The sequence below is a fragment of the Minwuia sp. genome, assembly GCF_048007105.1.
Classification (GTDB): Bacteria; Pseudomonadota; Alphaproteobacteria; order Minwuiales; family Minwuiaceae; genus Minwuia.
On record NZ_CP180352.1, the window covers coordinates 1144987 to 1170783 of the forward strand.

The 25797-nt window shown below is 67.9% G+C and carries 25 protein-coding genes; 6 read left to right on the forward strand and 19 right to left on the reverse strand.

Annotated features, from left to right (window positions below):
* Positions 1-6: 6 nt before the first annotated feature.
* The 4 genes from ACMVY4_RS05395 to ACMVY4_RS05410 form a co-directional block, all read right to left on the reverse strand.
* Positions 7-1149 carry a C4-dicarboxylate TRAP transporter substrate-binding protein gene (locus ACMVY4_RS05395; protein WP_416899159.1) on the reverse strand — a complete coding sequence of 381 codons (1143 nt, stop codon included), beginning with the start codon at positions 1147-1149 and terminating at the stop codon, positions 7-9.
* Positions 1150-1226: 77 nt separating this feature from the next.
* Positions 1227-1718: a VOC family protein gene (locus ACMVY4_RS05400; RefSeq protein ID WP_416899160.1), complete on the reverse strand. Its 492-nt coding sequence runs from the start codon at positions 1716-1718 to the stop codon at positions 1227-1229.
* A 162-nt stretch (positions 1719-1880) separates the two neighbouring features.
* Positions 1881-2600 (reverse strand): hypothetical protein, encoded by a 720-nt coding sequence (locus ACMVY4_RS05405; protein WP_416899161.1) that lies wholly within the window; start codon positions 2598-2600, stop codon positions 1881-1883.
* Positions 2597-4492, reverse strand: a complete 1896-nt coding sequence (locus ACMVY4_RS05410; protein WP_416899162.1) for a CHASE2 domain-containing protein — start codon at positions 4490-4492, stop codon at positions 2597-2599. The genes ACMVY4_RS05405 and ACMVY4_RS05410 overlap by 4 nt, the downstream gene beginning before the upstream one ends.
* A 198-nt stretch (positions 4493-4690) precedes the next feature.
* Between ACMVY4_RS05410 and ACMVY4_RS05415 the strand changes: the two genes are divergently transcribed.
* From ACMVY4_RS05415 to ACMVY4_RS05430, 4 genes are all read left to right on the forward strand, one after another.
* Positions 4691-8149: a CHAT domain-containing protein gene (locus ACMVY4_RS05415; protein WP_416899163.1), complete on the forward strand. Its 3459-nt coding sequence runs from the start codon at positions 4691-4693 to the stop codon at positions 8147-8149.
* Positions 8146-9123, forward strand: a complete 978-nt coding sequence (locus tag ACMVY4_RS05420; RefSeq protein WP_416899164.1) for a patatin-like phospholipase family protein — start codon at positions 8146-8148, stop codon at positions 9121-9123. Before ACMVY4_RS05415 ends, ACMVY4_RS05420 begins: the two co-directional genes overlap by 4 nt.
* Positions 9124-9196: 73 nt before the next feature.
* Positions 9197-10117, forward strand: a complete 921-nt coding sequence (ppk2, locus tag ACMVY4_RS05425; RefSeq protein ID WP_416899165.1) for a polyphosphate kinase 2 — start codon at positions 9197-9199, stop codon at positions 10115-10117.
* A gap of 98 nt (positions 10118-10215) precedes the next feature.
* The gene (locus tag ACMVY4_RS05430) at positions 10216-10482 is read left to right on the forward strand and encodes a hypothetical protein (protein ID WP_416899166.1); all 267 of its coding nucleotides are present in this window, start codon (positions 10216-10218) and stop codon (positions 10480-10482) included.
* Here the strand turns inward: ACMVY4_RS05430 and larC are convergent.
* The 8 genes from larC to ACMVY4_RS05470 form a co-directional block, all read right to left on the reverse strand.
* Complete coding sequence (larC, locus tag ACMVY4_RS05435; protein ID WP_416899167.1) at positions 10470-11207, reverse strand: nickel insertion protein; 738 nt, start codon at positions 11205-11207, stop codon at positions 10470-10472. The genes ACMVY4_RS05430 and larC overlap by 13 nt on opposite strands.
* Complete coding sequence (gene larB / locus ACMVY4_RS05440; RefSeq protein WP_416899168.1) at positions 11204-11851, reverse strand: nickel pincer cofactor biosynthesis protein LarB; 648 nt, start codon at positions 11849-11851, stop codon at positions 11204-11206. The genes larC and larB overlap by 4 nt, the downstream gene beginning before the upstream one ends.
* The gene (locus ACMVY4_RS05445; RefSeq protein ID WP_416899169.1) at positions 11848-12669 is read right to left on the reverse strand and encodes an adenine nucleotide alpha hydrolase; all 822 of its coding nucleotides are present in this window, start codon (positions 12667-12669) and stop codon (positions 11848-11850) included. Before ACMVY4_RS05445 ends, larB begins: the two co-directional genes overlap by 4 nt.
* Positions 12662-13561 carry a molybdopterin-binding protein gene (locus ACMVY4_RS05450; RefSeq protein WP_416899170.1) on the reverse strand — a complete coding sequence of 300 codons (900 nt, stop codon included), beginning with the start codon at positions 13559-13561 and terminating at the stop codon, positions 12662-12664. The genes ACMVY4_RS05445 and ACMVY4_RS05450 overlap by 8 nt, the downstream gene beginning before the upstream one ends.
* Positions 13562-13594: 33 nt before the next feature.
* Positions 13595-15040 (reverse strand): hypothetical protein, encoded by a 1446-nt coding sequence (locus tag ACMVY4_RS05455; protein WP_416899171.1) that lies wholly within the window; start codon positions 15038-15040, stop codon positions 13595-13597.
* A 39-nt stretch (positions 15041-15079) separates the two neighbouring features.
* Positions 15080-15658 carry a DUF362 domain-containing protein gene (locus ACMVY4_RS05460; protein ID WP_416899172.1) on the reverse strand — a complete coding sequence of 193 codons (579 nt, stop codon included), beginning with the start codon at positions 15656-15658 and terminating at the stop codon, positions 15080-15082.
* A 236-nt stretch (positions 15659-15894) separates the two neighbouring features.
* Positions 15895-16704 carry a quinolinate phosphoribosyl transferase gene (locus ACMVY4_RS05465; protein ID WP_416899173.1) on the reverse strand — a complete coding sequence of 270 codons (810 nt, stop codon included), beginning with the start codon at positions 16702-16704 and terminating at the stop codon, positions 15895-15897.
* A complete protein-coding gene (locus tag ACMVY4_RS05470) occupies positions 16701-17393 on the reverse strand; it encodes a nicotinate-nicotinamide nucleotide adenylyltransferase (RefSeq protein WP_416899174.1) in 693 nt (230 codons plus the stop codon). Before ACMVY4_RS05470 ends, ACMVY4_RS05465 begins: the two co-directional genes overlap by 4 nt.
* Before the next feature lie 74 nt (positions 17394-17467).
* Between ACMVY4_RS05470 and ACMVY4_RS05475 the strand changes: the two genes are divergently transcribed.
* Together ACMVY4_RS05475 and ACMVY4_RS05480 are read left to right on the forward strand one after the other, a co-directional pair.
* Complete coding sequence (locus ACMVY4_RS05475; RefSeq protein WP_416899175.1) at positions 17468-18379, forward strand: hypothetical protein; 912 nt, start codon at positions 17468-17470, stop codon at positions 18377-18379.
* Positions 18348-18500 carry a hypothetical protein gene (locus ACMVY4_RS05480; RefSeq protein WP_416899176.1) on the forward strand — a complete coding sequence of 51 codons (153 nt, stop codon included), beginning with the start codon at positions 18348-18350 and terminating at the stop codon, positions 18498-18500. The genes ACMVY4_RS05475 and ACMVY4_RS05480 overlap by 32 nt, the downstream gene beginning before the upstream one ends.
* A gap of 12 nt (positions 18501-18512) precedes the next feature.
* Here ACMVY4_RS05480 and ACMVY4_RS05485 read toward each other — a convergent pair whose 3' ends face one another.
* The 7 genes from ACMVY4_RS05485 to ACMVY4_RS05515 all read right to left on the reverse strand — a co-directional run bounded on the left by ACMVY4_RS05485 (position 18513) and on the right by ACMVY4_RS05515 (position 25684).
* Positions 18513-19280, reverse strand: coding sequence for an SDR family NAD(P)-dependent oxidoreductase (locus ACMVY4_RS05485; RefSeq protein ID WP_416899177.1), 768 nt, complete (start codon positions 19278-19280; stop codon positions 18513-18515).
* Between the two features lie 29 nt (positions 19281-19309).
* Positions 19310-20098 (reverse strand): SDR family NAD(P)-dependent oxidoreductase, encoded by a 789-nt coding sequence (locus ACMVY4_RS05490; protein ID WP_416899178.1) that lies wholly within the window; start codon positions 20096-20098, stop codon positions 19310-19312.
* 52 nt (positions 20099-20150) lie between these two features.
* On the reverse strand, positions 20151-21491 hold the full coding sequence (locus ACMVY4_RS05495; protein ID WP_416899179.1) for a TRAP transporter large permease: 1341 nt from the start codon (positions 21489-21491) through the stop codon (positions 20151-20153).
* A complete protein-coding gene (locus ACMVY4_RS05500; RefSeq protein WP_416899180.1) occupies positions 21488-22003 on the reverse strand; it encodes a TRAP transporter small permease subunit in 516 nt (171 codons plus the stop codon). The genes ACMVY4_RS05495 and ACMVY4_RS05500 overlap by 4 nt, the downstream gene beginning before the upstream one ends.
* A gap of 104 nt (positions 22004-22107) precedes the next feature.
* Positions 22108-23142: a TRAP transporter substrate-binding protein DctP gene (gene dctP, locus ACMVY4_RS05505; protein ID WP_416899181.1), complete on the reverse strand. Its 1035-nt coding sequence runs from the start codon at positions 23140-23142 to the stop codon at positions 22108-22110.
* A 167-nt stretch (positions 23143-23309) separates the two neighbouring features.
* A complete protein-coding gene (locus tag ACMVY4_RS05510; RefSeq protein ID WP_416899182.1) occupies positions 23310-24524 on the reverse strand; it encodes a CaiB/BaiF CoA transferase family protein in 1215 nt (404 codons plus the stop codon).
* A gap of 176 nt (positions 24525-24700) precedes the next feature.
* On the reverse strand, positions 24701-25684 hold the full coding sequence (locus ACMVY4_RS05515) for a calcium/sodium antiporter (protein WP_416899183.1): 984 nt from the start codon (positions 25682-25684) through the stop codon (positions 24701-24703).
* Between the last annotated feature and the right edge of the window lie 113 nt (positions 25685-25797).

Below are 25797 nucleotides of genomic sequence, written 5' to 3' on the forward strand. Positions count from 1 at the left end.
CGCGCCTCAGTCCATGCCGTAGGTCGAGAGGTCGACCTTGGACATGATCTCGTCCCAGTAGAGCTTGGCGAGTGCTTCCGGGTCGTCGGCCATGCCGGCGGTCAGCTTCTTGTACTTGTCGACCAGCTCCGAGATCTTGGCGATCTTGGCGTCGACGTTCGACAGGCCGTAGTCGTCGGTGAACTGCTTCGAGATCACGGCCAGGTCGGACTTCACGAAGTCTTCCGACATCTTCACCATCTCGGCGGTCGGCTCGATGATCTCGATACCCTTGCCGGGTGCGTCGTTGAGGTTCCGCTTGGCGTCGGCGTAGTACTTCCAGGTAACGTCGGCCGAAGACCGGGCCGAGGCCTTGAAGATTGCCTCACGCTGCGCCGGGGTCAGATCGGCCCAGACGTCGCGGTTGATGTTGTTGGTCGCGACGCCGGCGAAGACGCCGCCGGGGATCTTCGTGGTGATGAACTTGGTCACGTCGAACAGCTGCAGGTTCGTCAGCTCGGTCGCCGAGAACATGCCGCAGTCGACGACGCCCTGGGCCATCGCCTCGTAGATGTCGTTGCCCGGCACCGAGACCTTGGTGCCGCCCACGGCTTCGGCCCAGCGGCCGAAATTGGCGGCGCCGGAACGGTACTTCTTGCCCTTCAGGTCCTCCATGGTGCGGATGGGGGTCGTGCAATGCAGGATGTAGGTCGGGCTGGTGCCGGTGCCGAGATAGACCTGGTTCTGCTTCTTGTGCTCGGCCAGGCAGTCCGGGCAGTGCAGGAAGACATACTCGGTCATGGCCGCGCCCATGGCGGTGCCGGGGCTCTCGATCTGTTCGCCGGTCGTGGCCAGCATCGACAGGTTCGCCGCCAGGTTGGTCTCGGCGAACTCGGCCGGATAGTAGGGCGGCAGGACGAAGCCCATGTCGGCGATACCATCACGGATGCCCGGAGGGGTCTCCTTCAGGTTCAGCAGCGACAGCGAAAAGACCTTGACCTTCAGGTCGCTGGTCGCCTCGACATTCTTGGCGAAATTCTCGAGCGCATAGACCGCCGCGCTGCCCGTCGGAAAACCGACAGCCAGTTTCAACGTTTCTGCCTGGGCCGCTCCCGCAGCCGTCAGCATGGCCGCACCTGCGGCCGCGTAGACGAACTTCCTCGCTAGCATCTTCTCTCCTCCCTTGTTCGGCCATCCGGCCGTTTTGCCCGGCGCCAAATTCGGCCCGGCCGTGGTGAAGAACCTTCTCAGTCCTTCAGAAACTCCATGAACTCGACGACGACGCCGTCAGGGTCCTTCGCGCAGAAGAACTTCTGCCGCGATCCGCCCATCTCGATCAGCACCGGTTCGGTGAACGGTTCGGCGCCGGCGTCCTCGAGCTGCCGCCACGCGTCCTCGACGTTCCCGACGCGGAAGCAGATGCGGGCGATGCCGATATGCGCCAGATGCGGATAGGACCGGCCCTCGGCCTTCGGTTCGATCCACTGGATCAGGTCCAGACGCGCCGACCGCGGATTGTCGCCCAGCATCAGCATCCGCGCCCGCGCCTGCGAGCTGGCCGGCAGCCCCAGCGCCGGGCCCAGCACGGGGTCGCCGAGCACGTCGGTATCCGCCGTGCCCTCGCCGGTCGCATTGAAGTTGATGACCTCGCGAAACCCGAGCAGCCGGTAGAATTCCAGCGACCGTTCGAGATCGCTGCAGTTGATGTTGATGTGGAACACCTGCGAGGTGTCGAGCACGTCCCTCCCTCCCCAGAGCGCGACGGTTTCCGAATGATACCGGTGAGTAGCATCCGCTGTAAAGCGGCATGGCGGTCGCGTCTGCTATCCGTTCGCGCGGTTCAGGTCGCGGCGATGATTACGGATCGGAAAGGGCCTCCGGCGGGCAGCGCCGCGGCGGCGTCAGTCCGTCGCCAGACTCTCGATGAGCGCGATGGCCTGCCGGTGACAACCGGCCTGGTACATCCAGGCGGCCCTGGCGGCGGTCTCGGTCACGGTATCCGGGACCAGCCGCAGCTTGACTTCCGTCGGGCGCGGCGCAATCGCCAGCCTGAGTGCGTAGGCGCCGCCATCGGCCAGAGGCAGCCCGTCGGGCCAGGCCGCCGACTGGGCCTCGTCCGGCCAGAGGAAGCGCGCCGATGCGCCGCTCGCGCCGGCCATCTCCACCTCGGTCTCGGCGGCCATGGTCGCGGGACGCCACAGCGTTGGCGTCTGGCCGGTCGGGATGCAGACCGTCTCGGAGCGCGCGACGTCGACAAGATAGATCTGCGGCGACACCTGGCCTGGCGCGGCGCGGATCGCGCCGAGCACCTGACGCTTGGATTCGCGGTCCTGCACAAGCTTGCCCAGATTGGCGATCAGACCGCCGCCGGACTCCCCGCCGCTGCCGGCCGAACCGATGGCGCCGCTGAAGGGGCCGGCGATCTCCCGGCTGGAACCGTCTTCCTCGACGATCAGGATCATTGCGCCGTCCGGCACCTCGACAGTGTCAGTGTCCTCGACGATCGCGCCAGCCTCGATGCCGGGCGCAGTGGATTCCAGGATGACGATCTCCGCGGCGCTGGCCGCCCAGGCGGCGGCGAGACAGGCCAGGAAGCTCAGAAGTCCGAGTGACCGCATCATTTCTCCTTCAGTTCGAACGTCGACCCGCTTTCGCCGGCCTCCAGACGTTGACGGTGAAACTTCACCAGAGGGTTATCGGGCCAGTCCTTGCCCAGCCGGTCGAACCGGTCGCGGGCGCAGGGCAGGTCCGTATCCATCGCCGTCAGGGCCTCCGCATAGCACGACAGAAGCCCGGGCGCTGCATCTTCGGCCGGCGTATAGACGTCCACCGACGCCTTGCGGCCCTTCAGCACGACGCCGCCGACCTTCTGGAACGGCGGCAGATCGCCGGATTGCGCTGCGGCTTCAAGCAGGTCGCCGCTCAGCGCGACGCGCGTGCCGAAGGCCTTGTTTGCACCTTCAAGCCGGGCGGCAGTGTTCATCGCATCGCCCATGGCGGTGTAGTCGAAGCGCTGGCGGCCGCCGAAATTCCCGACCGTCGCCTCGCCGTGATGGACGCCGATGCGCGTCACGCCAAGTCCCTTCCCGGTGTGCTGACCGCGGAAGTCTTCCGCGAAGTGGTCGAGCGCCAGGGCGCAGTCCATGGCGCGGCGGGCATGATCCGGCTGGTCGACCGGCGCGCCGAAGATCGCCACCACGGCATCGCCGATGAACTTGTCCAGCGTGCCGCCATGGGCGAGGACGATATCGCTCATGCCGTCCAGATAGTCGTTCAGAAGGGAGGTCAGTTCTTCCGGCTGCAGCTTCTCGCTCATCGAGGTGAAGCCGGCGATGTCGCTGAACAGGAAGCTCATCCGCCGCCGCTCGCCGCCCAGCTTCAACAGGTCGGGATGCCGCGACAACTCGGCCACCAGCTGCGGCGCGACGTAATGCCCGAAGGCATTGCGGATGAAGGCCTTTTCTCGGCGCTGCAGCAGGGCCTCGATCCCGGCGGCCAGCGCATAGGCGGCGGCATAGGCGAACAGCATCGGCGCGACCGGCAGCAGGAAGCCCTGCCGCGACTGCCAGACCGCCGCCGCGCCCCAGATGCCGAGCAGGACGAGACCGCCGGCGATCTGCAGCCAGAACGCGATGCCGCCGAAGCCGATCAGCACGCCGAGCAGGGCAGCGGCGGCGATCAGGATCGCGAAGCCGGTCTCGCCGGGGGAACCGATGGCGCGCCCGTCCAGCATCTGCGCGGCGACATGGGCGTGGATCACGACGCCGGGTATCGTCGCCGGCTGTGAGGGATCCGCCGAGAGGCGCGTGAGGTGCCGGTCCTGCTGCGGCAGGTCGGCGCCGATCAGGACAACCCGTCCTTCCAGCCATCGTTTCAGGATCGCCGGCCGCTTCGCCATCAGAACGATGCTGTGGGCCGGCAGGACCTGGAACGCCGACTTGCCGTCGGCCGTGTCGGCCAGCCAGGCGATGGTCTCCGGTCCGCCTTCGTCGGCGCCGACCAGACCCGCGGGCAGCGAGACCACGCCGCTCTCAGGGTCCAGCACCCGGTGGCGGCGGATCACGCCGTCGGCGTCGAACAGCAACCCGGCGCCGCCGGGCTGCGCCTCGCTCGCATCGATGAAGGCGGCCAGCCACGCATCCTGGTCCTCGGTCATGCCGGCGCGGGCGTCGGCCCAGGCGACTGTCACCGGGGCGGGGAAGTCACGGATGGCGAGGGCGAGACGCACGTCCTTGGCGTCCTCGGTCGGCTGGTCGAACAGGATGTCGAAGGCGACCGCCTTCACGCCGGCTTCGCGGATCGCTTCAAGAACGTCGGCGAGGAAGCCGCGGTCGATGGGCGAGCGGTAGGGCAGTTTGGCCAGCGTGGCCTCGTTGATGGTGATGACCGAGACGCCGGGATGCTGTGCCTCCGACGGCGGCCGCGCGGCCGCAGTGAGCCGGTCGCTGAGCGCGCCTTCGAGGGCGACCAGCGGTGCGAAGGCGATGAACCCCGCCATTGTGACTGCGGTCACGGTCAGGGCGATCGTGAGACCGGTCGCAAGCCGGCGAAGCGCGCCGCGCCCGCCAGATCTCCCGCGCCTGCTCTCCGATTCGCTCATCCGCCGCCCGCCAACCCTCTGCCGCCGAAGAGTTTATTTATCCCTTCAATCCCAGTATGGCACTGTACAACACGCGCCGCCGACTTCCAGACGACCAGACCCCGAGTGCCCATGCCCCAGATTTCCCGACTGCTGCTCCCCGTTCTTCTTCTGCTGGCCGCCGGCTGCACCATGCATATCGAGACGCCGGAAATGGCGCCGATGAGTCTGGAACCGGAACTTTCGGCCGAACGTGAACAGAAGCTGGAGGCGATCGATCTCGACGGTCCGCCGCCGCTGCCGAGCGTGGCCGAACTGAACATCCCGCCGATCGATCCGGACGTTCACCTGCCCCGGACGGGCGAGAAGACCGCCTTCGGCCTGACCGTGACGCCGGAGCTGGAGAAGCTCTGGCGCGCCTCCTACGACAAGGACTGGCAGTACTGGAATGCTCGGCTCGACGATGCGGCGGCTTCGCTGCCCGATACGACCGAGGCGCGGTTCTTCCTGCAGTCCCTCCGGATCGCGACCATGATCCATGCCGGCCGGACCGACGATGTCCATGTCGCCCTGAAGACCTTCCGCGACATGGAACTGGAGCTGTTCGGGGACAACGCCGAGACGCTGTCGCAATACGGCCAGGTGCACCTCTGGCTGAACCAGCCGGACAAGGCCATCGGCTATTACACCCAGCTGCTGGCCGACGCCGGCGACTGGTGGATCCCCGACTTCTTCTACGGCATGCCCGACAACACCGGCACCGTGACCCGGATCGCCAAGGCGATGGCGCGGGCCTATATCGGCATGGCCGGCTCGTACCTGATGAAGCACGACTACGCCCAGGCGGCCCATTGGGCCCAGCGCGGGCTGGAGCGTCAGCAGCAGGTCATCCGCCTGACCCAGCATCCGATCTGGGGCATCGTCGTGAAGGCCGATGCGCATCTCTACGAGGGCGAGGCCTGGCTGCTGACCTTTCTCGGCTCCGCCCGCATCGGGCTGACCGGCGACGACGCGGCCCAGAAACCGATTCTGGACTGGGCCAAGGCCTATTTCGAGCAGTCGCAGTATCTCTGGAGCGAACTGGTCGTGGATTCGATCAGCGACTATGTCCGCTACGACATCGGCCTGATCCCGCAGGAAACCAATGTGATCGGCGTCCTGCCCGCACCGTCGCCGGTGACGGCGGAGCGCCTGGCCACGGCGATCAAGGTCCGGCCCGACGATCTGGAGACGCGCGAGGAGATGACGCTGCCGGTGCCGGCCAGCCACACGATCTCCCTGCCGGGCGAAGGCCAGGCCAACAGCTTCGACTTCGAGGTCACCCCAACCCTGGCCGCGGTCAACGAGGCCTTCATCGCCGGCGACTACGAGGCGGCGCTGGCGCAACTCGACCGGGCGGCAGCGGAAGCCGACGATTCGCTGGAGCGCTGGTTCGTCTCCTATTCCCGCGCGCGGACCCTGATCGCCGCCGGCCGCGCGGCCGACGCGGAGGCGATGTTGCCGGAAACCGAGGCGCTGGAGATCGCCTATTTCGGGACCAATCTGGGCGCGCGCTCGCTGCGCGGCGAGGCGCGGTTCTGGCTCGGCGACTACGAGGCCGCGATCCGCGACGAGCTTCAGGTGGTCGAGGCGCTGGGCGATTTCCGCGCGCCGACGCTGTTCGTCTTCCCGCCGCAGATCCCGCAGCTCGCGCTGATGAACCGCTCGCAGTTCCGTGCCTACATGGTGATCGCCAACGCGCTGATCTTCCAGGGCGAGTACGAACGCGCGCTGCCCTGGGCCGAGGCCGCCGAGCAGCTGTTCGAGGAAGCGCACTACTCCTGGCAGCACCAGCTCTACAGCGCCTATCTGAAGATCGACCGCGACATGTTCTTCGCCCGCGGCCTGAACCTCGCCATCATCGGCGCCGCTCGCATGCAGGAGCAGAGCGGCTCCGCCCTGCCGGAGCGGCTGTTCGATTCGGCGCGCGCCTATCTGACAGCCATGGGCTACGAGGCCGGCATCGCCACGGTGGATGCCGTGCGCGCCCGCGCGCTCATCGATGCGGGCCGCCCCGCCGAGGCTGCGGCGCAGGCCGCGAATGCCGCCCGGCGCGCGGCGGAACGGGGCCAGGCCGGCATCCTCTGGCAGCTTCAGGCGCTTCAGGGCGAGGCGCTGATGGCGGCAGGCAAGCCGGTTGAGGCCGAGAAGGCCTTCCGCTCGGCGCAGCTGGGCATCGATGCGGTATCCGGCGCGCTGGCGACCGATGGCGCCAAGCGCCGCTTCGGCGTCGGCAAGGAAGGCGTCACCCGAGCGCTGGTGGAACTCGACCTCGCCCGCGGCGATCTGGGCATGGCCTTCGCCGATCTGGAAAGGGGACGGGCGCGTGCCTTCGTCGACATGCTGGGTCAGCAGCGGCTGGCGGCTGGCCGTCAGGATGCGCGCATGGGCGAGATACGGAACCTGTCCGAGGCGATCCGCCGCCAGCGCGCGATCAACGCCGCGCCGGGCATGGCGTCGAGCGCGGGGGTCGAGCGGGTCTCTGCCCTTCTGGACGAGCGCGAAGTCCTGCTGGCCGGGCTGCGGCGCGACGATCCGGAACTGGCCGACGCCGTCTCCGTCGGCACGCCGGACCTGAAGGCCGTGCAGCGCCGTCTGGGTTCGGCCGACCGGTTGCTCTATGCCTTGCCGGCTGCTGATGACGACGCGCCGATGCGCTTTCTGGACATCCGCCGCAACGGTGTCAGCCTGTATACCGCCAGCATCGGTGCAGCGGAGATCGAGAAGGTTCTGATTCCCTTCAGCACCGACGACCCGCTGGAGCAGGCGCCGGCGCAGCAGAAGGCGTCAGCGATGCTGAGCCGTTCGCTGGGTCTGGATGCGGACGCCACGCGGGGTGTGCTCTATGTGGTGCCCAGCGGGCCGCTCTACTTCGTGCCCTGGGGCGCGCTGGATGTGGGCCGTCCGGTCGTGGTGCTGCCGACGGGCGGCTGGCTGACCCGCAGCGGCGGGGGCGGCCAGGTCCGTACCGCCGTGGTTGTCGGCGATCCGCAGCTCGGTCTCGACTGGGAAGCGCTGCCCGGCGCGCGGGCCGAGGCGCAGACGGTGAGCAGCTTCTACAGCACCCGTCCGCTGATCGGCGCCGAGGCGCAGGAAGGGGCGCTGCGGCAGCGGATCGGCAAGGGCGTCGGCGTCCTGCATCTGGCGACCCATGGCCTGTTCGACGCCCGCGATCCGCTGGCCTCGGCCATCCTGCTGAGCGACGGCGATGGTCAGGCTTCGCTGACGGCCTCCCGCCTGTTCGAAGCGCCGCTGGCGGCCGATCTGGTGGTGCTGTCGGCCTGCGAGACCGGGCTCGGCCAGGCGGTGGCGGGCGACGATTTCCTGGGCCTGGCGCGCAGCTTCTATCTCGGCGGCGCGCGAGCGGTGATGAACAGCCTCTGGCCGGTGCATGACAAGCCGACTCGGGTCTTCATGGAAGTGTTCCACCGGGAGGCGCGGACCGGCGACTATGGCGGCGCCTGGCTGGCGGCGCGGGACCGGCTGAAGGCCATGGGCCTCCCGCCCTCGGTCTATGGCGCCTTCGTGCTGGGCGGTGCGGCCGGCGCATGACCCCGGAGCCGCCGCGTCTCGGCGGGCACCCGCTGCTGGATCTGCTGCAACGCCGGCGCGAGACCGGATCGCGCAACGACGGCGCCCAGATCACCCTGGCGATCGAAGGCGGCGGCATGCGCGGCGTGGTCTGCGGCGGCATGGTCGCGGCGCTGGAGAGCCTGGGTCTGACGCACGCCTTCGACGAGGTGATCGGCTGTTCCGCAGGAGCCATCGCGGGCGCCTATTTCATCGCCGGGCAGGCCGCCTTCGGCACGCGCATCTTCTACGAGGAGATCAACAACCGGCGCTTCATCGACAAGCGCCGGCTCTGGCTCCGCCGCCCTGTCGTCTCGGTCGACTTCCTGCTGGACGATGTCTGCCGCAACGCCAAGCGGCTCGACTGGCAGGCCGTGCTGGACTCGGAGACGCGGCTGGTCTGCATCGCCGCCGATATCGACCGGCAACAGGCGGCGCGGCTGGAGGGTTTCGAGGACCGGGAGGCCCTGTTCGCGGCGCTGAAGGCGAGCGCCCGCATCCCCGGCGTCGCCGGTCCGCCGGTGATCATCGACGGGCGGCGGCATGTCGATGGCGGCGTCTACGAGAACGTGCCCATCGTCTCGGCCCGCGAACGCGGCGCGAGTCACGTCGTGGCCCTGATGACGCGGCCCCGGGGCGTCATCCCGGAGGGCCTGGAACTGGCCGAGAAGCTGATCGTCATTCCCTGGCTCAACCGGCAGCAGCGCGGGGCCGGAGACGACTACCGCCGTCAGCCCGGCCGCTACCGCAACGAACTTCTCTTTGTCCGGCAAGCTGCCGAAGCGCCGGAGCGGACGGTGATCGCCGTCGCGGCCGAATCCTCCGCCGCCGAAGTCGCCAACATCGAGACCGATACGGCCCGCCTCCACCAAGGGGCGCGGGATGGCTTCGCCGCCGTCTACACCGCCTTCGGGCTGGAGCCCCCGGACCCCTCAGGGCCGCTTCATCTGGGCTGACATCCTGCCGTTACAGTGCTGTCACATTTCCCGGCCAGATTGGCCGCTGAAGGGCAACGCAGGGAGACGGGACATGCCGGGACCGGAGAAGGAAAACGACGCGGGCGACTGGCTCGAGGCGGAACTGGCCGACACGCTGGACGAGGATTACGAACTCGAACTGTCCGATCCCGAGATCTCCATGGAGATCCGCAAGATATACCGGAAGACCCGTCCGGCGACGCTCACCCGGCCCGAGTATTTCCGCGCGCTGCTGACCCTGCAGGCGGAACTTATCAAGCTTCAGGACTGGGTCGCCCACAACAGGGAGAAGGTCGTTGTCCTGTTCGAGGGCCGCGACAGCGCCGGCAAGGGCGGCGTGATCAAGCGCATCACCCAGCGGCTGAACCCGCGCATCGCCCGTGTCGTCGCGCTGCCCGCGCCGTCCGACCGCGAGAAGACGCAGTGGTACTTCCAGCGCTACGTCCCGCACCTGCCGGCGGGCGGCGAGATCGTGCTGTTCGACCGCTCCTGGTACAACCGCGCCGGCGTCGAGCGCGTCATGGGCTTCGCCACCGAGGATCAGGTCGAGCAGTTCTTCCACGACGTGCCGGAATTCGAACGCATGCTGGTCCGCTCCGGCATCCGGCTGATCAAGTACTGGTTCTCGATCACGGACGAGGAACAGCAGATGCGGTTCCTCATGCGCATCCACGACCCGATGAAGCAGTGGAAGCTGAGCCCCATGGACCTGCAGTCCCGCGTCCGCTGGGAGGACTACACCAAGGCCAAGGAAGACATGCTGGAGCGCACCAACATCCCCGAGGCGCCCTGGTACATCGTCGAGGGCAACGACAAGAAGCGCGCCCGGCTGAACTGCATCGACCACTTCCTGCAGCAGATCCCCTACGGCCCCGTGCCGCACGAGCCCGTGCAGCTGCCCGACCGCGTGTTCAATCCGAACTACGAACGGGAAACCCTGCCGAGGGAGCTCTACGTCCCGTCAAAGTACTGAGGGGCGGTCTGATCCTCCCGGCGCCGGCTTGATCCGGATCAAGGTCGGGCGTTTGCGGCGGGTCTAGCGTCTCTCCATCAACCGACGGAGAGAGCGCCATGAACCATCATCACCGCAAGATCCTGCACCAGATCTTCCAGCATCCGGTCAACGCGAACATGAGCTTCCGCGATATCGAATCCGTGCTCGGCGAACTGGGCGCTGGGATCGAGAACCGGCAGGGCAGCCGCATCGCGGTGACCCTGAACGGCAACACGGTCGTCATCCATCACGGCGGCCACGATGTCCACAAGGACGAGGTGGTTCAGGTGCGCAAGTTCATCGAGACCTGCGGCATCGAGCCGGCGCGCGACTACCCGCTCTGAGCAGGGCCGCGGGCGAAGATGGCGCCGTTGGCGACGCCGGGCAGCACCCTGGTCCCGTAGACCAGCGCTCGCTCCCGAACAGTCATCGCCGGCCAGTCGCCAAATTCGGCGTCCAGCGCCTTCAGCACCGAGATCGCGGTCGGTGTGACGGTCTCGCCCGAGGAGGCGAGCCCGCGCACCGGCACGCCTTCCAGCATGTCCAGCACTGCCGGCGCGGGCGTCGGCAGCAGGCCATGGGCGCAGCGCACGGTCCCGTCGCAGAGCGGCAGCGGCCCGGAGACCAGCCGTGGGCAGCCCATCCGCTCGTAGAGCCAGGCGGCGAGGCAGGTGTCGAGGATGCTGTCGAGCGCGCCGACCTCGTGGAAGGTGACCTTCTCCGGCGGGATGCCGTGCACCCGCCCTTCCGCGGCGGCGAGGATGGTGAAGGCCTTCACCGCAAGATCCCGTGCGGTCCCGCCCAGCGCGCTGGCGGCGATGATCTTCTCCACATCGGCGAGGGTGCGGTGATGGTGTTCCTTCGGCAGGCTCACGCGGGCATGCCAGCCGCCGATCTGGTTCACCGACTTCTCGACCAGGGCGACGCAGTCCTTCGGCAGGCCGAGGCTTTCGGCGATCGCGGCGAGGTCGGCGGTCGCCGCGCCGGCCATCCGCGCGAAGCCGGCCAGCAGCATATCGCCGGACAGCCCGCTGTTCGGCCGCACGACCAGCAAGTCGGCGGCGGTCATGCCGGGCCCAGGATGCGGGCCGCGGCGCAGGCCGCGCCGTAGCCATTGTCGATGTTGAGCACGGCGACGCCCGGCGCGCAGCTCACCAGCATGCTCTGGATCGCGGCCATGCCGCCTTGCGCCGCGCCATAGCCGACCGATGTCGGCACGGCCAGCACCGGCTTCGGCGTCAGCGCGCCCAGCACCGAGGCCAGCGCCGCATCAAGACCGGCGACGACGATCACCACGTCGGCCTTGTTGATGTCGGCCAGCCGGTCGGTCAGCCGCCAGAGGCCGGCGACGCCGCAATCCTCGAAGACCTCTGCCTCGATACCGAGATAGGTCAGCGTCCGCGCCGCCTCCCAGGTCGCGTGGCCATCGGCGGTACCGGCGGAGACCACGGCGACGCGGCCCTTGCGTTCCGGCAGGGTCGCCCGCCATGCGGTGCGGGACAGCGGGTGGTAGTCATAGCGTTCGGCGATCTCGGCAGGCGCGCCGTCGAACACGGTTTCGGACAGGCGGGTGAAAAGTACCGGCTGCACGTCGGGCGCGGCGAACTCGGTCAGCAGGGCCTGCACGGTGCCGGCGGGCTTGCCTTCGCAGAACACGGCCTCGGGCAGGCCGATGCGGGCGGCCCGGCCATGGTCGAACAGGACGTCCCTCATGCGCCTCCGGTTCCGTGCAGGAAGGCGGAGCCGCGGCGGTAGGGGCGGACGCCCAGGAAGCGGCGGCCCTCGGCCTCGCAGTCGCCCCGGATCAGGTCCGCCATTTCGGCATGGTCGGGGCTCAGGCTCTCGTCGGCCTCGACGGCGACGCCGGCGGCGGTGATGCGGCAGCGGATGGTCCGCGTCTCGCCGAAGCGGCTGCGGAGACGGGTCTCGATCCGGTCGATGAAGGCCAGGTCCGCGGCGTCGATGGCGATTCCGGTCTCGACCCGGCTGGCGAGGCAGGGCTGGGCCGGCAGTTCGGCGATGTCGGTGAGGCCGTAGCGGCGGGCGAGGGCGCGTATGCCCGCCTTGCCGATCCCGGCCTCGACATAGGGGTGCACCACGTCGCGCTCGGCCGCGGCGTCCAGGCCGGGCCTGTAGTCGCCCAGGTCGTCGGTGTTGGCGCCCGAGGCGACGGTGCCGAGCGCCAGTCCACCGAGCCGGTCATAGAGGTTCGACTTGCAGAAGTAGCAGCGGTTCACCGGGTTCTTCAGGTAGTCCGGGTCGCCGAATTCGCCGGCCTCGACCACATGCAGATCCCAGCCCTCGCGGCCTGCATAGGCGCGGACGCGCTCGGTGGCGGCGGGCGGCACGGCGGGCGAGACCGCATGCACCATGCGCACGGGCAGGCGGCCGGAGCGATGGGCGGCGAAGGCCAGCACCATGCTGTCGATCCCGCCGCTGACCGCCACCGTCAGGCCGTCATGCGCGGCCAGCGCCGCCAGCAGGCGCGCCTCGGCGTCGGCGCCGGTATCGGGGCGCGCGGTATCAGGCATGGGCGTGCGCCTTCTCGCGCAGCCGCTTGCGCAGCACGTCGGCGATGCGTTCGGCGATGGCGGGATTGGAGAGGCCCGGCTCGGTGAGCGCGCGGACCAGCGCGTCGAGACCCAGCAAGACCTCGTCGGTCGGGCCGGGCAGGGCGACGACCATGGTGTCCAGCACCTGTCCGACGGCGATCCGGACGGCGTTCTTGTGCACGTGCCGGCCGACGCCGAGCTCGTATTCGACGATGGTCGGCGTCGAGGCGTCCGGGTCGGCGATGAGCACCGCCTCGATGGTGCGGTCCTTGACCTCGGCGCCGACGCCGCCGGTGGTGACGACCATGCCGAAGCCTTCCTCGGCGCGTTCGCGTATGGCGGCGGAGATGTAGTACTCGTCGTCCTTCAGCGGCATGCCCTGGCTGACGGCGTAGCCGTTGACGGTCAGCTTCTCGCGGATCGCCGGGCTGTTGGTGTCCTTGACCTGGCCGTTGGCGAGTTCGGTGCCGGTCGGGAAGACAACGACGGTCTTCTCCAGCTTCTCGCGGATCTCGGCCATCTGCCGTTCGGCCGCTTCCATCTGCTCCAGCGCGCCTTCGCTGTCGGCGGAAACCCAGCTCAGCAGGCCGCGGGATTCGACGCGCGCGTCCTCGGCGACGCCGACGCCCTCGACCGCGGCCACGGCGTCGAGCAGCTCGCGCTCCTTGCCGACGATGTTCTTCGCGTCGATGCCGCGGCGCAGGATGTCGAGCACCAGATTGTCGCCGCGGACGTCGGTGACCAGGATCTCGGTGCGGTCCAGCACCAGAACCTTCGCCACCGCGTCGGCCACATGGGTGAGATTGGCGTCCGCGAGTTCCAGCCCGTGCAGGCTGAGCTCGGTCTTGCCCATCATGTCATAGTCAGCCACGGCGCTCTCCCTTGTCCCGCGCCTTTCCGGCGGTCAAAGCGCCTCCGACGGATCGAAGCCGCGCTGGCGCATCCATTTGGGCATCAGCTCTTCCTCGACGCGGCGGTCGGCGATGGGCGCGCGCTCGATCAGGCGCTCGGCCAGCTTCTCGTTGCAGGTCAGCGAGCCGTAGGCGCCGTCGAAGACGATCAGGTTCTCCGAGTTCACGATGCGCTTGGCGAAGTTCACGGCGGCCGGCAGATCGTGGGCGGTGACGCATTTGTTGATCATCTCGATGTTCATGCAGTCTTCCTCGACCAGCTTCGCCATCTCGTCGCCGACCAGGACCATCGGACAGGAATTGGCCAGCTCCATCTGCGGCACGCCGGTCCAGAAATGGTTCATCACCAGCGCCCGGACGGCCGGGTTGACCGGCTTCAGCTTCGGCTGCTCCGGCGGCGGCTGCCAGAGACCGAAGCCGAGGCTGACCGGCACCGTGTCGAGATCGAAGAGGTCCAGTTCCGCCTCGGTCAGATTGCCGAAGGTGGTGCCGCCGCCGACCATGTAGCGGGGCTCCCCGGTGCCGTCGATGATGGCGATGCAGTCCTCGATCTCGTTGTAGAGCTCGCGGATCTTGCCGTAGGACTTGAAGGCCAGCAGCGCCAGCTTGCGGTCGATGGGCATCAGGTCGTTGCCGGCCTCGATGCCGGTGACGCCCTGCGGCGAGGCGGCCATGAAGACGCCGAAGGCCCACTTCTTCTGGACGAAGTCGCTTTCGAAGACCAGGCGCGGGATCAGGTTCGACGAGCGCGGGCCGAAATTCATGTGATGCACGGAGCGCGTCTCGAAGCGGGCGTAGGACATCGAGAAGGGCTTCATCGTGCGGCTGATCATGCGGTGCATGTCCAGTTCGCGCAGTTCGCCGTGGTGGCAGTGGATGATGAAGTCCGCGTCGTAGATGCGCTTGATGCCCATCAACGTGCCGATGGGCGTCTCGATCTCGACGCCCTGATCGATGTAGAGCGCGGGCAGCGCGCGGCCGTCGAACATCTCGTCCAGGCCGTAATGCTTGATGACCTCCTCCGGCTCCTTCAGCCGGAAGCCGGTGGCGACGCGCAGGCGGACGCGCTTGCAGCCGGTGCGCTGTTCGACGACCTCCTTGATGGTCCGGATGACCTCGCGATAGGCGTAGCCGCCCATGATCATGAAGCCGTATTGCGAGGCGAGAATGTTGACCGTCGAGCGTTCCTTGATCATCGACATATCGACGTTCTTCAGGGATTCCTCGGTCGCCTTGCGCAGCGGCGTCAGGTCGTCGCCCTCGACATAGATCGCCTTCGGCACGTCGGGGAACAGCTCGGAGATCGGCAGGCCGACCATGCCGGGCAGGTCGGCGGCGCGCATGGCCGGCAGGCCGGTCGAGGTCTGAGGCCCGTACTGCGAGGCGCGGATTTCGCCCGGCGCGGGCCTCGGAAGTTCGGATACGGCGAAATGGGTCATGAGATGATCCTTTCAGGTCGGATCGGATGCGTCAGCGGATCAGAACTTGCGGAAGACGTCCTTGTCTTCCTCCAGGAAGTAGCCGGCATACTTGTCGACAACCTCCTGGGGTACATTCCAGATGCTCTGCGTCGTGGGATACCAGCGCCACTTCTCGGGCTTCTTGAGTTCGTGCCCGGCGGCCTCGAGCAGGCGCATGGACATCATCTGGCAATAGACGGTGCAGCCCGAGCGGGTGCCGGTGTCGAGCGCGATCTGTTCGGGCGTGATCGCGCCCTTCAGCACGGCTGCGGCGGCCTCCTCGGCCCGCGTCGCCGTGCAGAGGCAGTGCCACTGCTTGGGATGGATGTTGGCCTTGCGGCAGAGGTCCAGGATGTCCTCCGCCGGCACGTCCTCGAGCGGAACCTTCAGTTCCTTCGGCTCGGCGCGTTCGACGCGGGTGATCGCATCGTCGGGGCATATGCCGTGGCAGTTGGGGCAGGAGACGCACAGATCGTCATTGATGATGGCGATGTTGTCTTCCATGTGGATCGCCTCCGTCGGGCAGACCCAGACGCATTTCTTGCAGCCGGTGCAGTTCTCGTCGATCACTGCGGCCTGGTATTTCAATGTAACCATGTGCTCCTCCCGTCCGTTCCGCGCTCATTCGTCGCTCGCCGGGTGCGCCCGGTCCGCTGTCGCGGCGAACGAAACCTGTCGGGCTGTCGGCAAATACTGGCGGGTTGCTTTTCTTTTCATTCTAGTAAGCAGAGAGGGGCGGGTCAAGCCGTGCGGGTCGATGATCGCCCGGCAATTTGACCAATAAATACAATTATTTCAGATAATTAGAGAAAACAGTCGCGACCTGCCCGGCGTCAGGTCGGGGCGTCGACGACATCCAGTTTCACGTCGACGCTGGGCGCATCGATCACCGCGCGGCCAATATCGAGGATGTCGACATCGTGCGCCGCAATGGCCGGAATGTCGGCCAGCGCGATATCGCCGGAGAAGGCGATCTCGGTCACCTCGCGGCGGCCGGCGGCGCGCACCATGGCCGCAACGCGGTCGAGATCGTCCAGATCGCCTGTGTCCACCATCAGGATCTCCGCGCCCATCTCGATGGCGGCCCGCGCCTCGTCCTCCAGCGGTTCGACCAGGCCGCGCAGCTGGATGCAGCGCGTGTGCCCTTCCAGCACGGAGACCGCTTCCAGCGTCCGCCGGACGCCGCCGAACATGCGGACATAGTTCTTGTCCAGGTAGACGAAGGGCGGCGGCGTGATGCGGCCCGAGCCGCCGCCGCGGTGGATGGCGCGGCGCACCTGCGGCTTGATCTCGATGGGCATCTTCTTGGCCGCGCCGGAGACGATGCGCACCCGGTCGCCGGCAATCTCCTGCGCCTGCCGGGCGGCGCGCGCGATGGCGGACGGCTTGGCGATGGCGCCGAGCAGCGTGTCCTCGGCGATGGCGATCTCCTTGGCCTTCGCGCGGATCACCAGAACTGGTTCCTCCGGCACGGCCTCGTCGGCGTCGGCCAGCGCGTGCAGCACCTCGCAGCCGAGCCCGGCCGCCTTCTCCGCCGCATCCTCGACACCGCAGACGACGCCCGCCGTCGTCACGCTGATCTCGGCGGTGAAGCGCCGCTCGCCCAGCGACGCGAAGATGTCGTCGCGCAGATCGTAGGTCATGTCCCTCTCTCCCCCCGGGTTCCGCTCCAGACACGGTCGATGACCGCGCGTTCCGCCAGCATGTGCCTGTACACCGGTTCGGGCACAAGGTCGGCGATGTCGCCGCCCGCGCGCCAGCGGTCCCGCACCATTGTGGCGCTGATCTCGACCGGCGGCAGGTCGAGCAGCAGGGCATGGCGGCCGGACAGGATGTCCCAGGCCGCCGCTGCGCCGGGCGGCGGGTCGACCCGTTGCGCGCCGGGCCAGGCGGCCAGCAACTCGTGCTCGAAGGCCACGCGTTCCAGCGGCCCGCGCGGCACGATCACCATGTGGGCCGCCTCGGCGATTTTCCGTCCGTTCACCCATCTGTGCAGGCGCAGGAATTCGCGCGGTCCGAGCGCGAAGTGAAGCCGGGCCTCCGGTTCCGCTTCGGCGAGCGCCGCGATCGTGCGCCAGGTCAGCGACGGCTTTGGCAGATCCGCCTCGATGGCGTTCACCGTCATGCCGCTGCTGCCGCCGGTGGCGGCGCGGATCAGGTCGCAACGCAGTTCGAACGGCAGCAGGTCGTCGTCCGCGCGGTGATGCGGCGTGTGGCAGGGCACCCAGTCGACCGTGCCGATGCCGAGTGCGTCCTGCGCGCCTTCGGCCATCGCGACATGGCCGCGGTGCACGGGATTGAAGGTGCCGCCGATGACGAGCCTGCGGGTCATGGCCGGATACTAGGCCCCGGCCCGGCGGTCGGCTAATAGGAAGCGGCAACACGTCACCGGGGGAGGACGGAACCATGAGCGAGACCATCCGGGCCATCGAGGCCCAGGCCGAATTTCATCACCAGTATCTGCTCGGGCTGGAGCTGATGGTCGCCGTCAACGAGGGCCCGGACGTCATCGGCGACTGGATGTTCCGCCTGTTCCGCCGCCAGCACGAGGAGAAGTTCCTCTCCAGCTTCGAGAAGCTCGGCCTGTCCGGCCTGCCCGACGCGGTGGCCTGCGCCCGCTATCACGTGCTGTCCAACAGCATGGGCGGCGTGCCGGTCGAGTACATGGAGGAATCCGACACCAAGGCCTGGGTCCGGTTCCGCTATCCCCGCTGGATGTATGACGGGCCCGCGCTGTGCGGCGTGCCGGTCGAGGCCAGCCGCGGTTTCCTGAGGGGCTGGTACGCCCAGAACGGGGTCTCGCTGAATAACCCGCGGCTCGGTTTCGTCTGCGTCTCCGAGGACATGACGGGCCAGTTCGGCCTCTGCGGGTACTTCATGGAATACGACCGCGATCTGGACGAGAGCGAGCGCCTGCGCTTCGCCCCTGACGAGACGCCGCCGCCTTTCGATCCGGATGCCCAGCCGGCGCCCCCGGACGACCAGTGGAACGCCGAGCGGCTGGCCAGGGCGAACCGGAACTACGCCGTCGAATACATCCGCAACGGCGTCCGCGAACTGGTCGGCGTGACCGGCCGTGACCGGGCGCTGGAACTGGCGAAGAAGGCCGCGCGTCTGACCGGGCTGCAGAACTGGCGGCACATGGCCGGCGCCCTGGGCTTCCCCGATGGCGGCCCGGAAGAATCCGCGCGGCTGCTGGCGTCAATGTTCGAAGGCATGGGCGACGAGGCGGCCGTGGAGATCGCCGGCGGCCAGCGCTACGGTGCGCCAGATCGGTCTCCGGATCGTGCGCGGGCTGACGCCGGAAGAGCGCGGTGACCTGCTGGCCTGCTGGATCGAACTCTGGCGCGGCGTCGTGCAGGCGCAGCGGGCCTTCATGGATGTGGAGGTTGCCGTCGGTGACGGCGCGCTGGAATGGACGATCACGAACGCGCGCTGACCGGCCGTTCGGCTACTGCGCCGTCCAGCCGCCGTCGACCATGAGCGTGGTGCCGGTGATCAGCGCCGCCGCGGGGGAGGCCAGGAAGACCACCGCGCCCACCACGTCGGCGACCTGGCCGAAGCGCCCGATGGGCAGGCGCGAGAGCATGTCGGGGCCGTAGACCGGATCGTGCAGCCGGTCGTAGGTCATCGGCGTCTCGATGGCGGTCGGACCGATGGCGCAGACGCGCACGCCCTTCGGCGCCAGCTCGACGGCGATCGACTTGGTGAAGCCCTCAACGAAATGCTTGGTGGCGGCGTAGACCGAATTGGTCGGTCGCCCGACCTTGCCGTAGGTCGAGGAGAGATTGATCATCACGCCGCTGCCCTGGGCCTGCATGATCTTCGCGGCTTCCTTTGCGACCAGCACCATGCCGCGGCAGTTCACCGTCAGCATGCGGTCAAGGTTCTCGACCGGGATCTCGGCCACCGGATGCACCGTGCTCATGCCGGCATTGTTCAGCAGGATGTCGAGTTTCCCGAGCCCGGCGAACAGAGTCTCGATCTGCTCGGGCTCGGCAACGTCGCAGGTCTCGGCCCGGGCGGTGCCGCCCAGCGCCTCGATCTCGCCCACCAGCTCGTCCAGCTCGGAACGGGTGCGGGAGACGCAGATCACTTCCGCCCCCGCCTCGGCCATCGCCATGGCGCAGCCGCGCCCGATGCCGCGTCCCGCGCCGGTCACCAGCGCGGTCATGCCGTCCAGCCGCATGCTGGGCAGGATGCCCTTGCTATCGCTCATGCCCTGTTCCTCCTTGATTTTTCTTTCGGTCAGACGGCGTAGCCGCCGTCGAACAGCAGGCTGTGGCCGGTGATGAAGCTGCCCACCGACGACGACAGGTAGACCGCCGCGTCGCCGACCTCGTGCGCCGAGGCGAAGCGGCGCAACGCGGTGTTGTTCTTCATGGCTTCCACGAAGTTGGACGACAGCTGCTCGCGGATGCGGTCGAACAGACCGGCGTCGATCACGCCGAGCTGGATCGCGTTGGCCCGGATGCCGTAGCGGCCTTCCTCGCGGGCGATGCCACGGATCAGCGCCTCGATACCGGCCTTCGGCGCGGTCGAGAGGATGTCCTTCTGCGGATGGCGCGGAATGCCGGCCGAGGTCAGCGCGACATAGGCGCCGCCCTGCTTGCGTAGATGGGGCAGGCTCGCCCGGACAACATGGAAGAATCCGTTCAGGTCGCCATCAATGGTGCGGTGCCATTCGTCCGGATCGATGTCGCCGACATAGGTCATGGTGATGTCCGCGCCGACGGCGAAGACCACGGTGTGGATGGCGCCGAAGCGCTCGGCGACGTCGTCGAAGAAAGCGGTCACGGCGTCGCGGTCGACCAGATCGAGCGGCGCGGCGTAGCCCTTCTGTCCCGCCGCCTCGACGGCCGCCACGGCGTCGTCGGCCTTGGCCCTGTTGCTTCGGTAGGTCAGGGCGACGTCGGTGCCGTGTGCGGCCAGCCGTTCGCAGCAGCCGCGGCCGATGCCGCCCGAGCCGCCGACGACGACGGCGACGCCGTCAGGATAATGCGGCTTCGCGCCGGCCTTGATGACTTCCTCGGCCATGATGGTTCTCCTCCCAGGATTGGCGCCCGCCCTCCCCGGCGGGACGCAGCGGTCACATGTGGCTTGGCAGCCAGGTCGCGAGTCCCGGCATCAGCAGCACGAGTATCAGCGCCACCACCATCACGCCGACATAGGGCAGGCAGGCCAGCCAGATGTCGCGGACGCCCACGCGGTCGAGCACCTCGCAGCCGGGCGAATCCTTGATCTGCTCGATGATGCCCTTGAGGTAGAACAGGTTCATGCCGAAGGGCGGGGTCACATAGCCGATGGCGACGGCGATCATCAGCATGACGCCAAACCAGACCGGGTCGATGCCCATGGTCTTGACCACCGGCATCATGATCGGTGTGACGATGAAGATGATCGCCGCGCCGTCGATGAACATGCCCAGCAGGATGGCGAGGCCGAGGAAGATCAGCAGGGTGCCGTAGATGCCGACATCGATGCCGACCATCATGTCGGCGATCATCCGCGCCGAACCGGAGAACTGCAGCAGGCGCGAAAACAGCGCGCCGCCGACGACCAGCGTCAGCACCATGACCGAGACCTGACCGGCATCGGCCAGCATTTCTCGCAATGTCTTCAGGTCCAGTCGGCGCATGCCGATGGCGATCAGCAGCGTGCCCAGGGCGCCGATGCCGGCGGCCTCCGACGGCGTCGCAACGCCGCGCCAGATGCTGCCCAGGACCAGAACGATCAGCAGCATCGGCAGGGCGATCCGGGCGGTGGCGCGCAGCTTCTCGCGCATCGAGGGCCGGTCTTCCTTCGCCAGCCGGGGCGCGAGACCGGGGCTGATGGTGCAGCGGATGACGATGAAGACGCAGAACAGGATGGCGATGAGGATGCCCGGCACGGCCGCGCCGAAGAACAGGTGGCCGACCGGGATGCCGGCGAAGCCGCCCAGCAGCACGCCGATCACCGTGGGTGGGATCAGAACGCCCAGCGAGCCGCCCGGCGGCAGGCCGCCGATGGCGAGGCGGACATTGTAGCCGCGCCGGAGCATCTCGGGGATCGCCAGCACGCCGAGCACCAGCACTGCGGTGCCGCCGATGCCGGTCATCGCCGCGATCAGGGCCGCGGCGGATACGGTGCCGATGGCCAGGCCGCCGGGCACGCCGGCGGTCCAGTGATGAATGGCCTCGTAGATCAGATTGCCGATCCCGACCCGATAAAGTGCGATGGCCATGAAGATGAACAATGGCGCGGCGATGAATATGTCGGTCGTCGCGGTGTCGAAGATCGTCGACGGCACCATGCCGAGCGGCCGCGTCCCGTGCAGGATCAGGATCCAGATCAGCGAGACGCCGATCAACGAGAAGGCCACCGGGAACCCGGTCCCCAGGAACAGGATCAGGTTGACGAAGATCAGGATCGTGATGAGTTCCGGGCTCACGTCCGGTCCTCGCTCGCTTCCGGTTCGCCGCCGAAGGCGACATGCAGGTCGCGGATCAGCTTGGCCAGACCCTGCAGCAGCAGAACCGCGCCGCCCAGCGGAATGGTGAACTTGATGGGCCAGAGCAGCGGCGCAAGGATCGTCGGCGCGGTCTGGTTGCGCTCGAAGGCCTGATGGAAATATTCCCAGCCGGTCCAGACGACGATCACCGTGATCAGGAAGAACACCGGCGCATAGAGCGCGTCGACGATGGCGCGCCCGCGCGGCGACAGCGCGCCGGTCAGGATGTCGACGCGGACATGAACGTCGCGGCGGTAGGCTTCGGAGATGCCGAACATCAAGAGCAGCAGCATCAGCTGCACGTTGATGTCCCACGCCCAGATGGTCGGGCTGTTGAACAGGTAACGCGACGCAACTTCGAAGCCCACGATCAGGGTCATCGCCAACAGCGTCCACGACGAGATCACCGACAGCCAGCCGCTGATCCGGTCGATCGACTTCAGTCGATCCATCAGGTCACTCTCCAGGACAGGTCAGGGGTCGCCGGCGGCGCCGCGCCACCGGCATCGGGCGGGACCGGCGGCAGCCGTACAGACTGCCGCCGGTATCCCTTCGCCTATTCGATCTGTCCGAAGTCGCGCTGCTGCTGCTTCACGATCTCGACGCCCTTGGCGGCCAGGGGCGAACGCTCGGCGATCTTGTCCCAGAGACCCAGCGCGGTCTGGTTCAGCTGATCGTTGTCGGCGGGCGACAGCTCCAGCAGCTTCACGCCGTCACGTTCCAGAACGCCGATGTTCATGGCTTCGACGATGCGATAGTCCATGGCGCCGGCCAGGTTGCCGTAGTCGACAGCCTGTTCGATGACCTGCTGCAGCTCCGGCGGCAGATCTTCCCAGGTGTTGCGGTTGAACAGCCAGTGGGCCGCGCCCGCATTCAGGTTCGGCTCGACGATGGCGGTCTTCAGGAACTCCTGCAGACCCTGGGCGACGATGGCTTCGGCGCCGTAGATCAGGCCGTCGATGGTGCCGAGCTGCAGCGCGGTGTAGAGCTCGCCGCCGGGAATGACGACGGCCGATGCGCCGACCGACTGCGCGATCTCGCCATAGATGCCCAGCGCGCGCAGCTTCTTGCCGTTCAGGTCGGCCAGGCTGCTGATCTCCTCGCGGGTGGCGAGGACGTATTCCAGGCCCAGGATCGACGGGAAGTGCTTGACGTTGAAGCGGCTCTCATAGGCCTCGGCGATCACTTCCTTCAGGCCGCGGTTGTAGTAGGCGTCGTAGACCTCGTAGGTCTCGCCCCAGGCCAGCGGCAGACCGACCTCGATGTCGGCCTCGGGAACGTCGCCCACATAGAACGCCCCCCAGGAGTGGCTGATGTCGATGATGCCCTGGTCGACCGCGTCGACCATGCCGCCGACCGAGGTCAGCGCGCCGGAGTCATAGTTCTCGAACTTGATGCAGCCGCCGGACCAGGCCTCGACCCGCTCCTTGAAGCCCGCGCCGACCTTGTTGTAGAGCGCCAGCGTCGGCGGATAGGCGTTGTGGTATTTCAGCGTGTAGACCTTGTCGCACTCGGCCTGGGCCTGCGTGGCGCCGGCCATCATCGCGAATGCGATGCCAAGCGGCGCGATTGCCTTCGTTACAGTTCTCATGATCACTCTCCCCTTTGGTAAAGGCGTTTCGGGCTGCCGTCCGTGCGTCTCCTCCAGTGCACGGAGCGGCGTTCCGGCCGGACTTCCGACCGGAACAATTGCCACGGGTCGCAGGATTCACCCTGCGTCAACGCGATGCAAGTCCGGCGGTTTGCGGCCCCCGGCGCTCATTCCCCGGCGGAGGCCGCGACGCGGATGACATCCGCGTCTGCCAGCGCGCCGATCCGGGCGTCGTCGTAGCCGAGCCATTCCTGCAGCACCTGGGCGCTGTGTTCCCCCAGAAGCGGCACGCGCGGCGACGGCGGCAGCGGGCTGCCGGAATAGCGGATGGCCGGCCCGGCGACGGGCGTCCGGCCCTGGGTCGGGTGCTCGACCTCGACGAAGTGGCCCCGGTGCTTCAGCTGCGGGTTCCCGGCGACCTCGTCGATGGTGGCGACCCGCGCGGCCGGCAGGTTCACCGTCATCAGCCGGCGTTCCACCTCCGCGGCGTCGAACTGCATCATCCAGCCGGCGATGATGGTCTCGATCGCCTTGTCATTCGCGACGCGGCTCTCGATGTCGGTGAAGCGGGGATCGTCCAGCAACTCCGGCATTTCCATCGCCTTGGCCAGCTTGGCGAACTCGCTGTCGGTCCAGGCGGTGATGTGGACATGGCGTCCGTCGCCGCATTCGAAACAGTGCGACGGCACCGAGACCGGGTTCTTGTTGCCGCGGCGCGTGCGCGTCTCGCCCAGCCTGAGATACTCCGGTATCGACGACATCAGCAGGCTCGTCGCTGAGTCCAGCATGGAAACATCGACCCATTGGCCCTTGCCGGTGCGCTCCCGGCCCTGCAGCGCGGTCACCGCGCCGATCATGGCGTGCAGCCCGGCGAGATAGTCGGTGACCACAGTGCCGCAGACCGTCGGCGGCCCGTCGGGCGCGCCGGTCAGTTCCTGAAAACCGCTCAGCGCCTGGATCACCGGATCGTAGGACGCGCGTTCGCGCCAGGGACCGTCCTGCCCGAAGCCGGAAACGCGCACCAGGATCAGCCGTGGATTGATCTCGTGCAGCACGTCCCAGCCGAAGCCCATCTGCTCAAGGACGCCGGGGCGGAAATTCTCCACCATCACATCTGCGGTGCCCGCCAGATCGCGCAGCACCGCCTTGCCGTCATCGGTGCGCAGATCGATGGCGAGGCTGCGCTTGGCGCGGTTGATGGTCATGAACAGCAGGCTGTCGGGCTTGCCGACTTTGCTGTCGGCCATGCGCATGCCGTCACCGGCGAAGCCCTCTATCTTGACCACGTCGGCGCCGGAATCGCCCATCATCTGGGTCGCGTGCGGGCCGGAGACGTAGCGCGTCAGGTCGAGGACCCGAATGCCGTCGAGTGGACCGCTCATGCCAAACTGTCACCTGGACGCCCGCAAACGGGCCTCCGGTTGTCGGAACTCTTCATACTGCCTCCCCGTCCCGGATTGTGGCCGGAACGGGTCCGATCATGGCAGCGATTTGGGTCTCGTGCCATGACACTGCGTCATGGCCGGGCTGTGCGGGCGTGGGAGATGCCGGGGGCCGCTCAGGGCCAGGTGGCGTAGATGTAGCCGGCATAGCCCAGCAGCAGCAGCGCGCCCTCCCGCCTGGCGATCCTGAGCCCGGTCCAGGCGAAGACGATGAACAGCAGCGCGACGCCGACCATCACGGGGCTGTCGAAGCGCACGATCTCGGCCGGCACCGCACCCGGCGCGATCAGGGCCGTCGCGCCGCCGATGCCGATCAGGTTGTAGATGTTGGAGCCGACGATGTTGCCGAAGGCGACGTCGCCCTGCCGCTTCAGGGCGGCGATCACCGACGTCACCAGTTCGGGCAGGGATGTGCCGACGGCGATGATCGTCAGGCCGATCACGCTTTCCGGGATGCCGAACGATTGCGCCAGCGCGACCGCCCCGCCGACAAGGAAGTTGCCGCCGGCCACTACGAGGGCGAGCCCGGCCAGCGCGGTGATCACGGGCACCAGAACGGAACCGCGTTCCCGTGGGACGGGCACGGTGCCCGGATCGGCCGACTGCAGGGCGGCGCCCTTCTCGAACGCCGCGCCATGGTCGTCCGCCGTCGCGTGCCTTTCCTGCCGGAAGGCGAGATAGACGTAGCCGGCCAGCAGAATCAGGAACAGGCCGCCGACAGGCCGGCTCATCGGCATCGTTGCGGCGATGCCGGCGAAGGCGATGCTGACGCCGAGCATCACCAGCCCGTCCCGGCGCAGGCCGGACGATGTCACGGCGATCGGAAACAGCAGCGCCGACGCGCCGGCGATGAGCAGCGTGTTCGCGATGTTGGAGCCGACAATGTTGCCGTAGGCGATGCCCGGCGCGCCCGCCAGCGCCGCCTGTACCGAGGTCACGAGTTCGGGCATCGATGTCCCGAACCCTACGATTGTCAGGCCGATCACCAGCGGTGAGACGCCGAAGGCGCTTGCCATGCGGACCGCGCCGCGGACCAGCAGATCGCCGCCGGCGATAAGCAGGACGAGACCGCCGATCAGCGGTAGCCAGATGTCGAACATGTCCCTGTATCCTGTCCATGCAGAAGGGCGAGCCCCGGGGCGCGGCGGCAAATGTGGCCACGACCCGCACGGAATGCGATGCCCGCCCGGCGAAATTTCTCCATGCGCCCCGG